The 11,172-nt window shown below is 47.4% G+C and carries 8 protein-coding genes; 6 read left to right on the top strand and 2 right to left on the bottom strand.

Annotated features, from left to right (window positions below):
- Window positions 1–215: 215 nt before the first annotated feature.
- Window positions 216–767: a 50S ribosomal protein L25 gene (locus HNQ56_RS20660; protein ID WP_429150026.1), complete on the bottom strand. Its 552-nt coding sequence runs from the start codon at window positions 765–767 to the stop codon at window positions 216–218.
- A gap of 371 nt (window positions 768–1,138) precedes the next feature.
- Here HNQ56_RS20660 and HNQ56_RS20655 point away from each other — a divergent pair, with 371 nt between their 5' ends.
- The 6 genes from HNQ56_RS20655 to HNQ56_RS20630 all read left to right on the top strand — a co-directional run bounded on the left by HNQ56_RS20655 (window position 1,139) and on the right by HNQ56_RS20630 (window position 6,574).
- The gene (locus tag HNQ56_RS20655) at window positions 1,139–1,630 is read left to right on the top strand and encodes a chemotaxis protein CheW (protein ID WP_429150025.1); all 492 of its coding nucleotides are present in this window, start codon (window positions 1,139–1,141) and stop codon (window positions 1,628–1,630) included.
- A gap of 127 nt (window positions 1,631–1,757) precedes the next feature.
- On the top strand, window positions 1,758–3,668 hold the full coding sequence (locus HNQ56_RS20650) for a hypothetical protein (RefSeq protein WP_429150023.1): 1,911 nt from the start codon (window positions 1,758–1,760) through the stop codon (window positions 3,666–3,668).
- 30 nt (window positions 3,669–3,698) lie between these two features.
- Window positions 3,699–4,304 carry an imidazole glycerol phosphate synthase subunit HisH gene (gene hisH / locus HNQ56_RS20645; protein ID WP_429150021.1) on the top strand — a complete coding sequence of 202 codons (606 nt, stop codon included), beginning with the start codon at window positions 3,699–3,701 and terminating at the stop codon, window positions 4,302–4,304.
- Between the two features lie 27 nt (window positions 4,305–4,331).
- Window positions 4,332–5,093, top strand: a complete 762-nt coding sequence (gene hisF / locus HNQ56_RS20640; RefSeq protein WP_429150019.1) for an imidazole glycerol phosphate synthase subunit HisF — start codon at window positions 4,332–4,334, stop codon at window positions 5,091–5,093.
- A gap of 47 nt (window positions 5,094–5,140) precedes the next feature.
- Window positions 5,141–5,815: a uracil-DNA glycosylase gene (locus HNQ56_RS20635; protein WP_429150017.1), complete on the top strand. Its 675-nt coding sequence runs from the start codon at window positions 5,141–5,143 to the stop codon at window positions 5,813–5,815.
- A 102-nt stretch (window positions 5,816–5,917) separates the two neighbouring features.
- The gene (locus tag HNQ56_RS20630; protein ID WP_429150015.1) at window positions 5,918–6,574 is read left to right on the top strand and encodes a class I SAM-dependent DNA methyltransferase; all 657 of its coding nucleotides are present in this window, start codon (window positions 5,918–5,920) and stop codon (window positions 6,572–6,574) included.
- Between the two features lie 124 nt (window positions 6,575–6,698).
- Here HNQ56_RS20630 and HNQ56_RS20625 read toward each other — a convergent pair whose 3' ends face one another.
- A complete protein-coding gene (locus HNQ56_RS20625; RefSeq protein ID WP_429150014.1) occupies window positions 6,699–10,970 on the bottom strand; it encodes an acyl-CoA dehydratase activase-related protein in 4,272 nt (1,423 codons plus the stop codon).
- Window positions 10,971–11,172: the final 202 nt, after the last annotated feature.

Raw genomic sequence — 11,172 nt, 5'->3', positions numbered from 1 at the left:
GGAAGTGCGGTAACGTATGGAGCTGACTGTTACTAATCGGTCGAGGGCTTGACCTGAAAAGGGTTTGTTCAAAAGGATGTATCATTTTCGTGTGTAGTATTTTGTCAATTCAAAACAGAAAAACCTTGATGGTGTTTCTGTTTTTTTATTATGTAAAGATAAATGATAGGGCCGTTGCAAGGAGGAAGTAATTCGTCTTGCAACGGCCCTAAGTGTTAAGCACCAAGGATGGATCCGATTAGTTGGCTGCCTTCGGCATCCGGTGTAATTCCTTCGGGGAAGGTTAGGTCTGCGACAGTAATATTATCGCCGACATTGGAATTAGATAAGTCGAATTCAAGTGTATGAGGGATGTCCTGCGGTAAGCCCCATACCGATATAACGTCCGTTAAACGGCTCAGAATGAGCTTTTTCGCCTGCAGGAATTCCACTCCTGTGTATCGGATTCCGACATCCGCCTTAATTTTGTCTGTAAATATTACCCTTTGGAAGTCAACATGATGGTATTCATAGTCCTTTGGGGACAGCTGAATTGACTTTACCATTACCTCATGACCTTGCTGATCTTGATTTTCCAGTCTTAAAATACAATTTCTTCCATACTTCTTGATGGTCTTCTTAAAGGCATCTCTTTTCACGGAGATCGGTATCGATTCAATTCCTTTCCCATTGATATTTCCTAACAAATACCCATCCTTTGTAAGCTTGTTATTCTCTGATTTCGCGTTTGAACGAATGTTGAATTCCAATACAGCATCTACTGACATAGATGTACCTCCTTAATAAGTAAAATTCGGTTTATAATAATATTATTCGCTAAATTATATGTATTTCACGAATAGTTTTGGACAAACCTTATATCTATTCTATCTGAATTAAAAAAAATGTCAAGCATTTACTCTATTATTATAATAAATTTATAATATCACCTTATAGTTTTCACTTTATTTTTCTTATATTATAATAAAGATACTTAAAAATATATTTTTTTCCGAATTCTAATTTCCATTCTTGTTATTTTCAGTTTATCCCCTTGTAGATTTGTGCTCTTTACAAAACCATGGATTAACACTATAATAATATTAATATAGAAGGTAAGGCCGAATAATTGCATAAATGCTCGTATGGAGGTAGTAATATGGAAAAGGATAAGTTGAATGAGGCGGTAAGAGAAATCGAGATTATGGAATTCAGAGCTGGTGGTAATTCCTACGGAATTGATGTGAATGACATTCGTGAGATACTGCCTTATGATAAGAACCCTTTGCCAGTGCCCAATGCTCATCCGTTTATTGAGGGAATTATAAAACCGAGGGATTTTTTAATTCCCGTTGTTAATTTGCTGAAGTGTCTGAGGTTGAAGGATTCGGAAGAACTTAAGAATGATATGCTGATTGTAACTGCCATACAGGATTTGAATATTGGTTTTCATGTGGATAGCGTCAGAGGAATATATAGAGTGAAGTCTTCTGATGTGAGGCAGCCGGGCGAAGATCTCACCACTTCTTTTACAGCGGCGGTATCCGGAATTCTTCCTTATGAGGGTTATACCATTGAGGTTCTTAATTTCAGAGTAATGCTGCAGGAAGTGAATCCAAAGCTCTCTATAGGAGCGCAGCCGGAAGCATAAAGCGCAGAAACATAGGGAATTTGCAGGAAATTAGTCTGAATTTGAAAGTGAGTATAATTATTAACAAGGAAATGTTCGATATAGATTATATTGAAGTTTTTTACTATTTTAATGGACGGTGCAATGGATGGCAAAATGTAAAGTATGTAAAAAGAATATCGAGGATGGAACGGAATATTGCAGTGATTGTCAGGATCAGGTTAGTATAAAGGCCAAGGAATCTTATCTTGATAATTTGTTGAATTCTGTTAAAAATGAGCCGTCTGTGGAAAGATTACCTAGGAAGAAGCGCTCCGACGATGGGGCAGGCAGTCCTTCCGAAGCAAAGGGAGAGAATGCTCAAATTCTGGAGTTGGATGAGGATGAATGGTACAGGGCTGATTTTAGTGACGAATTTGATACGCTGGACTATGAAGATGATTTCCAGGAGCTGGCGGCGGAATTCAGCGTAAGTGATGAGGACTTGTTTGGAGAGGATTTATCAAATTTGTTTTCCGGAAATAATCAGGAAAGCGAGCAGCAAGCGGCAGGGATTGAGGCCGTTGCAACGGCAGAAGCGGTTTATATGGATGAAGCACTGACAGAACAGGCGGGAGCAGGCTTGAATCTGCAAGAAGAACCGGCTGCCCTTGAGCCGGATAATGAGCTTGCGGAAGTACCCCCGGCCGGATGGCATGAGGCAGCCGGGGAAGCAAAGGAAGATCAAGAAGAGCCGAATTCCGACAACGGTATAGATTTTGAATTGGATGAATTATTGAATCGCCTGGATGAGCAGAATACAGAGCCTTCAGAGACCGGAGAATATGGGGATCTGCAGGAGATGGCACAACAGCAGGAGGAGTTGCAGAGAATAGAGCAGATAAGTCCGCGGCAGGAACCCGAACAGGACGAAGAGGAGGAAAAGGATGATTTTCTAAGTCTACTGGGTCAGATGTCTGAGGATGACCCGGTAATAGAAGATATCAAGGCAATCCATGATATGCTGGAGAATCCGGATTCTGTTCCGCAGTATGCAAAGAGTATGCCAGGTGATGTAGGTGAGGTATTCTCCGACGCGCTTAAAGGGGTTTCCTCATTGAATGACTATGATATGGGGGAGGAAGAGACTCCTGCAAAGGGGAAGAAGGAAAAGAAGGCTAAGCCCAAGAAGGAAAAGCCAGTCAAGGTCAAGAAAACAAAAGCGATTAAGGAAGCAGAAGAGGCCGGGGAGGTAACGGCTGCGGCAAAGCCGGGAGGCAGTCTGTTCCAGCGGCTCTTTGGAAATGTAAAGGATGAAAAAACAGCTCTCGACCACGAGAAGGAGCAGCGGGAAGAGAGCAAACCGAAGAAGGCTCAGAAGAAGTCTCCGAAGAAGTCAAAGACCGGGAAAAGAGCGGGCGATGACTTGGAAGAGGAGGAGGGCGGCGGCAAGCTCTCCAAAGCAGAAAGACAAAGAGAGAAAGCGGAGAAGAGAAAAGAAAAAGCGGAAAAGAAAGCGGCGGCCAGGAATGCAATTCAGGTTATTGATGAAATTGATGAGGATCCCGGAAGAATTAATCGGGTTGGCGCTGCTCTTGTGTTGTTTTTCTTTGCCATTATTGCTCTGATTGTAGTTCTGGGAACGAATATTATCACCTATACCCTGAGCATTGAATATGCGACAAACTATTTCAATAACCGTAAGTATACCCAGGCCTACAATGAGGTTTATGGCGTGGATATCAAGGATGAGGATATCGAAGTCTACGAGAAGATTATGACGGTAATGTATGTTAATAAGCAATTAAACTCTTATAACAATTACTGTTCCATGGAAAAATATCCGGAGGCTCTGGATTCCCTGCTAAAGGGTCTGGCCCGGTATGATAAGTACATAGAACTGGCTACCCTGCTGGGAATTGAATCAGATATGAATTATGTCAGAAAGCAAATCCTTGCTGAGCTGAAGAATGTATTTCATCTGACAGAGAAGGAAGCACTGCAGATTCTGCAGTATGAAAGAATGGAAGATTACAGCCTGGCGGTATATGATGTTGTTTTGGAGAGAATGAACAATTAGCAGAAATGGACAGAGAAGGAACGGTATGATATGATTGCGATTATTGACTATGATGCGGGTAACTTAAAGAGTGTGGAGAAGGCATTGCTTCATATAGGGGAGCAGGTTGTGATTACCAGGGACAGGGATCGGCTTTTGGCAGCGGACAAGGTGATTCTTCCGGGAGTAGGAGCCTTTGGCGATGCCATGGAGAAGCTGCATCATTTTCAATTGGTAGAGGTGATCAAGGAAATAGCTGCCGGGAATAAGCCCTTGCTGGGCATCTGTTTGGGAATGCAGATTCTTTTTGAGCGCAGCGATGAAGGCGGAGATAGGGAGGGCTTGTCCCTTCTTCCCGGTGAGATACTTCGTATTCCGAAGTCCGAGGGATTAAAGATCCCTCATATGGGCTGGAATTCACTTACGATCAAGGATGGGGCGCGGCTGTACCGTGGAGTAGAACAGCAGGCTTTTGTATATTTCGTTCATTCTTATTATTTAAAGGCGGCCAATCCGGAAGATGTGGCGGCAACTACTCATTACGCCACATCAATTGATGCATCGGTGGAGAGGGGAATGATATTCGGATGCCAGTTCCATCCGGAGAAGAGCGGAGACATAGGGCTGAAGATCCTTAAAAATTTTGCCAGACTATAACCTGATGCAGCGATGGGAGAGACGAAGATGTTTACAAAGAGAATCATTCCATGCCTGGATGTGCATAACGGACGGGTGGTAAAGGGAATTAATTTTGTCAATCTGCGGGATGCGGGAGATCCGGTGGAGGTAGGAGCCGCTTATGACAGGGCAGGAGCTGATGAGCTGGTCTTCCTGGACATCACGGCATCCTCCGATGCAAGGGACATCAAAATGGATATGGTCCGAAGAGTGGCGGAGACGGTATTCATTCCCTTTACCGTTGGCGGAGGCATTCGGACCGTGGATGACTTTAAGATGATACTCAGAGAGGGAGCGGACAAGATTGCGGTGAATACGGCGGCAATTTTAAGACCGGAGTTGATCAGCGAGGCCGCGGATAAATTCGGCAGCCAATGCGTGGTGCTGGCAATCGATGCCAAGCGCAGACCCGACGGCTCCGGCTGGAATGTATATAAGAACGGCGGCCGGGTGGATATGGGAATGGACGCGGTGGAATGGGCTGTGGAGGCATGCAGAATGGGTGCCGGTGAGATCCTTCTTACCAGTATGGACTGTGACGGGACCAAAGAGGGCTACGATCTGGAGCTGACGAGAACCATAGCGGAGAATGTTCCGGTGCCGGTAATTGCATCCGGAGGGGCAGGTACCATGGAACATTTCTATGATGCTCTGACCATAGGCAAAGCGGACGCGGCTCTGGCAGCTTCGCTATTTCATTATAAAGAACTGGAGATCATGGATCTGAAACGTTACATGAGAGACAGAGGAATTAGTGTGCGTTTGTAATAATGTCATAATAATGGATCGGACTCTTTATGGAAAGAGGTGTGGATATGGGAGCAATTAACAATGACTGGCTGAGTGCAATCGGAGGCGAATTCCGCCAGCCTTACTATAAGGAGCTCTATAAATTTGTAAAATCAGAATATGGAAGGTATACCGTTTATCCTAATGCGGACGATATCTTTAACGCATTTCATTTTACACCCCTGAGCCAGGTTAAAGTGGTAATTCTGGGGCAGGATCCCTATCATAATGTGGGTCAGGCTCACGGAATGTGCTTCTCGGTAAAGCCGGGGGTAGAGATACCGCCGTCCCTTGAGAATATCTATAAGGAGCTTCAGGAGGATCTGGGCTGTTATATTCCCAATAACGGATATCTGGAGAAATGGGCAAGGCAGGGAGTCTTATTGCTGAACACGGTGCTGACCGTGAGGGCACATCAGGCCAACTCCCATCAGGGTATGGGATGGGAACGCTTTACCGATGCCGTAATACAGGCTGTTAATGCACAGGACAGGCCCATTGTCTTCCTGCTATGGGGCAGGCCCGCGCAGCTTAAGAAAACCATGCTGAATAATCCCAGGCATCTGATTCTGGAGGCACCGCATCCCAGCCCGCTGTCGGCATACCGGGGCTTCTTCGGCAGTAAGCATTTCAGCCGGACCAATGAATTTCTCACCCGGCAGGGACTGGAACCCATTGACTGGCAGATTGAGAATATATAGAGCCTGAGATACTGCCTCATCTTTCCTACTCAACCGTGATTAAGGTTTATAACGCCCCGCAGCGGTGTTATACTATGATAAAAGGGAGAGCGGAGGTTGAAGATGGGATATTGGTTAGAAGAGATGGGAAGTTTTTTTGATACCCGAAGCGGTACCTATGAGGAGCATATGCTGACAGAGATCGATGGTATGGAAGAGGCCTATCATGAGATAGCCAGGCATATTCCCGATGGGCGGAACAGGAAGCTGGTAGATCTGGGCTGCGGAACCGGGCTGGAGCTGGAGAAGATTTTTCTCAGGAATCCGGATATGATAGTAACGGGCATTGACTTATCTTCGGGAATGCTGGGAATCCTGCAGGATAAATTTAAATCAAAAAAGCTGGACTTGCATCAGATGAGCTATTTTGATTTTGACTATGGGGACCGGGAGTATGATGCGGCCTTGTCCTGCATGACGCTCCACCATTTCAGCCATTGTGATAAGATTCAGCTGTATACCAGGCTCTGCCGGGGATTGGCTGAAAACGGAAGATATGTGGAATGTGATTATATGGTGGAGGAACAGACGCTGGAGGACTATTACTATGCGGAGAATGAAAGGATACGCAGGGAACATGGTATTTCGGAAGGATTCTATCATTACGATACCCCCTGTACAATAGACAATCAGATAAAAATGCTGACCCAGGCCGGTTTCTCCAAAGTAGAGAAGGTATTTCACAAGGGCACTACGGTGATTCTTGTTTGCAGTAAATAGAGACATGGTTAAACCCTGAGCTTATGCTGATGAAGCATTTGCTCAGGGCTTTTTTTGTGAGGCTCTGTGTCAATAGTTGGATGGGATTCACTGAATCCCGCCCATTACTATGTTTGGAGCCGTTTTAATGATTGGTTTTATCCATATTCTTTACAGCTGTTGATAGCATCAGCTTGATCCGGTTGAGCTGATTTACCTCGCTGGCACCGGGATCATAGTCAACCGCAACAATATTGGCTTCGGGATGCTGCTTTCTCAGCTCCTTGATGACTCCCTTTCCCACAATGTGGTTGGGCAGACAGGCGAAGGGCTGGGCGCACACAATATTATTTACACCGGAATGGATCAGTTCCAGCATCTCGCCGGTTAAAAACCAACCCTCACCGGTCTGGTTTCCGATAGATACCACCGGTTCCGCATAGGCGGCCAGCTTACTGATAGGCACCGGCGGAGTGAAGCGCTTGCTTCTTGCCAGCTCACGCTTGGCGGTTCCCCGTATCTGCTCTAATGCCCAGATTACCAGATTGCCGATCCGCGCGCTGGATTTTTTCTTCCCCAGATATCTTGCCTTGAAATTGTTATTATAAGAGCTATAAAGGAAGAAATCCAACAGATCCGGTACTACCGCCTCGGCTCCTTCCGCCTCCAGCAGCTCCACCAGATAATTGTTGGCAGAGGGGAGGAACTTGACCAGGATCTCACCCACAATTCCGACTCTGGGCTTCTTAAGACCTTCCTCCAGGGGAAGCCGGTCAAACTCCCGGATGATGCCCCGGAGATTGCGTTTATACTCGCCCCAGTTTCCTTTGGCCAGGCTCTTAATGCAGATATCCCGCCATTTTTCATGAAGGGCATTGGCGGAGCCGGGAACCTTTTCATAGGGTCTGGTACGGTAGAGCACTCTCATGAATACATCCCCGTATACCAGGGACTGCATTGCTGTCAGGAGAAGCTTCGGTGTTATTTTTAAGCCCGGATTCTTCTCAAGGCCGGAGGCGCTTAAGGAAACCACAGGCACCTGGGACATTCCGGCTCTCTCCAGAGCTCTTCGGATAAATCCGATGTAATTGGTAGCCCGGCATCCGCCTCCTGTCTGGGTGATCATTACGGCTACCTTATTCAGATCATATTTGCCGGATAACAGGGCATCCATGATCTGGCCCACCACCATCAGGGAGGGGAAGCAGGCATCGTTGTTCACGTATTGAAGTCCCACATCGATGGAACGGCGGTTGTCGTTGGGCAATACCACCACCTGGTATCCTCCGCTTCGAAGCGCCGGTTCCAGCAGGTCAAAGTGGATCGGGGACATCTGGGGAGCGAGGATGGTATAGGTATCCTTCATTTCCTCTGTAAATACTACCCTGTGATGAGCGGCTGAATTAATCCGGGGCTTGATATGCTTCGCCTCACGCTCCCGCACTGCCGAAAGCAGGGAACGGATGCGGATTCTGGCGGCGCCCAGATTGTTCACCTCATCGATTTTCAGCACGGTGTAGATTTTGCCTGATTTCGTAAGAATATCATTCACCTGATCCGTTGTCACCGCGTCCAGGCCGCAGCCGAAGGAGTTCAGCTGGATCAGCTCCAGGTTGGACTGGGTTCGTACATAGGAAGCGGCGGCGTATAATCTGGAATGGTACATCCACTGATCGATTGCAATGGTGGGCCGGTCCACCTCCCCCAGATGGGAAATGGAATCCTCGGTCAATACCGCTGCGCCATAGGAATTAATCAGCTCCGGTATGCCATGGTGAATCTCCGGGTCAATATGGTACGGACGCCCGGCAAGGACGATACCCTTGCGGCCCGAGGCCCGCAGATAGGCCATGGTTTCTTCGCCCTTTTTGCGCATATCCTCTCTGGCAGCCAGCAATTCCGACCAGGCCCTGGCACATGCGTTCTTAATCTCGGAGGCGGGAATTCCTTTGCCGGTGAAAATCTCAGTCAGCCGGGCAGATAGAATTTCTTCGCTTTCAAAGGAAAGGAAGGGATTATCGAAGAGGATGGAAGGATCTTTCAGTTCCTCCACGTTATTTTTAATGTTCTCAGGGTAAGAGGTTACAATGGGGCAGTTATAGTGATTGTTCACCCCGTCAATTTCTTTTCGCTCAAAGGGAATACTGGGATAAAATATATATTTTACACCCTGGTCGATGAGCCATTTGATATGCCCATGAGCCAGCTTGGCAGGATAGCACTCGGATTCGCTGGGGATGGATTCAATGCCAAGCTCATAAATTTTCCTGCTGGAGACCGGAGACAGGGCGATATGGTAGCCCAGCTCTGTGAAGAAGGTGTGCCAGAAGGGATAGTTCTCGTACATATTAAGCACCCGGGGGATGCCCACGGTGCCCCGTCCGGCCTCTTCCGGCTTCCGGCCGGGATAGGAGAAATAACGCTCCATCTTGTATTCAAAGAGATTGGGAATATTGTCAACATTCTTTTCCTTGCCGAGACCCCGCTCACAGCGGTTGCCTGTGATGTATTGCCTTCCTCCGGTGAATTTGTTAATAGTGAGGAGGCAGTTGTTTCCGCAGCGCTTGCAGCGTGCCAGGGAGGTATCGAATTTCAGCTCGTTGATCTCGTCAATGGAGAGCATGGAGGACTTCTCCATGGAGGCTTCCTCCCCCGCATAATGCTTACGGGCAATCAGGGCGGCACCGAAGGCCCCCATGATGCCTGCGATATCCGGCCTTACGGCACTGCAGCCGGAGATGGTCTCAAAGCTTCGGAGAACGGCGTCATTGTAGAAGGTACCGCCCTGCACTACCATTTTGGAACCGAGATCCTTTGGATTGGTGATCTTTATTACCTTATATAATGCGTTCTTAATGACAGAGTAGGCGAGACCGGCAGAGATATCCGCTACGGTAGCGCCCTCCTTCTGTGCCTGCTTCACCTTGGAGTTCATGAAGACAGTGCAGCGGGTACCCAGATCAATGGGATTCCTGGCAAACAGGGCAACCTTGGCGAAGTCCTCCACTTCATAGTTCAGGGATTTGGCAAAGGTTTCGATAAAGGAGCCGCAGCCGGAGGAGCAGGCCTCGTTCAGAAGCACATTGTCCACCGTATGGTTGCGAATCTTGATGCATTTCATATCCTGTCCGCCGATATCCAGGATGCAGTCGACTTCCGGTTCGAAGAAGGCCGCCGCATGGTAATGGGCAACGGTCTCCACCTCTCCTTCATCCAGCATGAGAGCAGCCTTAATTAGGGCTTCCCCATAGCCGGTGGAACAGGAACGGACAATTTTTGCATCCTTCGGGAGCAGTTCAAATATTTCCTTGATGGAACGGATTGTAGTCTTGAGAGGGCTGCCGTTATTATTGCTGTAAAAAGAATAAAGAAGGGAGCCATCCTCGCCCACCAGCGCCACCTTGGTGGTGGTGGAACCGGCATCAATGCCCAGATAGCAATTACCTGCGTATTCCTGAAGATTGCCCTTTTTTACAGTATGTACGGAGTGCCTTTTCTTAAATTCTTCGTATTCTTCTTCGTCCGCGAACAACGGTGTCATCCGGTTGACTTCAAAATCCATCTTAATGCCCTGGGACAGCATATCATGCAGGATGGCCAGCTCCTTGCCTCCATCACTGCCGGCCGTTCCGGCTTTGGAGTTCATGGCGGCACCGATTGCCGCAAAGAGATGGGAATGGGCCGGAGCGATGACTTGCTCCGGTGACAGGTTCAGCGTGCGGATAAAGGCGGATTTAAGCTCACTCAAAAAGTGAAGAGGACCGCCCAGGAATGCCACATTACCCCGAATAGGCTTACCGCAGGCAAGACCGCTGATGGTCTGATTTACCACAGCCTGGAAGATGGAAGCGGAGAGGTCCGGTTTGGTGGCGCCCTCATTAATCAGGGGCTGGATATCCGACTTGGCAAATACACCGCACCTGGCGGCAATGGGATAGATGGCCTGATAGTTCTTGGCGTATTCGTTCAGGCCGGAAGCGTCCGTCTTGAGCAGGCTTGCCATCTGGTCGATAAAGGAGCCGGTGCCTCCGGCACAGATACCGTTCATCCGCTGTTCGATTCCATTGGTAAAATAAATTATTTTTGCATCCTCGCCGCCCAGCTCGATTGCAACATCGGTTTGAGGGGCATAATCCTGAAGCGAGGTAGAAACGGCCACCACCTCCTGGACAAAGGGGATATCCAGGTGCTTCGATATGGTCAAACCTCCCGAGCCGGTGATAACCGGGGATACCTTAAGATTGCCGAGAGCGTCCTGAGCCTTATTCATCAGGCCCGCAAGAGTCTCCTGAATATTGGCGTAATGACGCTCGTAATCGGAAAACAATAAGTCTCCGGTCTCATTTATAATTGCAATTTTTACTGTTGTAGAACCGATATCAATACCTAATCTATAATTACTCATATTAAAAACCATGCCTTTCTTGCTGCCTGCATGCTTTAAACCGGATGCCCAATAAACTCCCTATATTATACGATACCTGTCCTTGAAGTTCAACAGCATTATTTCACAGAAAGAAAAACAATTTCTTAATTATTTATAAAACATTTGGCAACTTTATATGTATAAGACGGGAACCTCATTCTTTTCCAACCGTATATTGGAACAGAGATCAGAA

Origin of the sequence: Anaerotaenia torta (assembly GCF_050433395.1) — a bacterium.
Taxonomy (GTDB): Bacteria; Bacillota; Clostridia; order Lachnospirales; family Lachnospiraceae; genus Mobilitalea; species Mobilitalea torta.
Note: the sequence above shows the minus strand (reverse complement) of the source record. Positions and strands in the feature narration are given on the sequence as shown.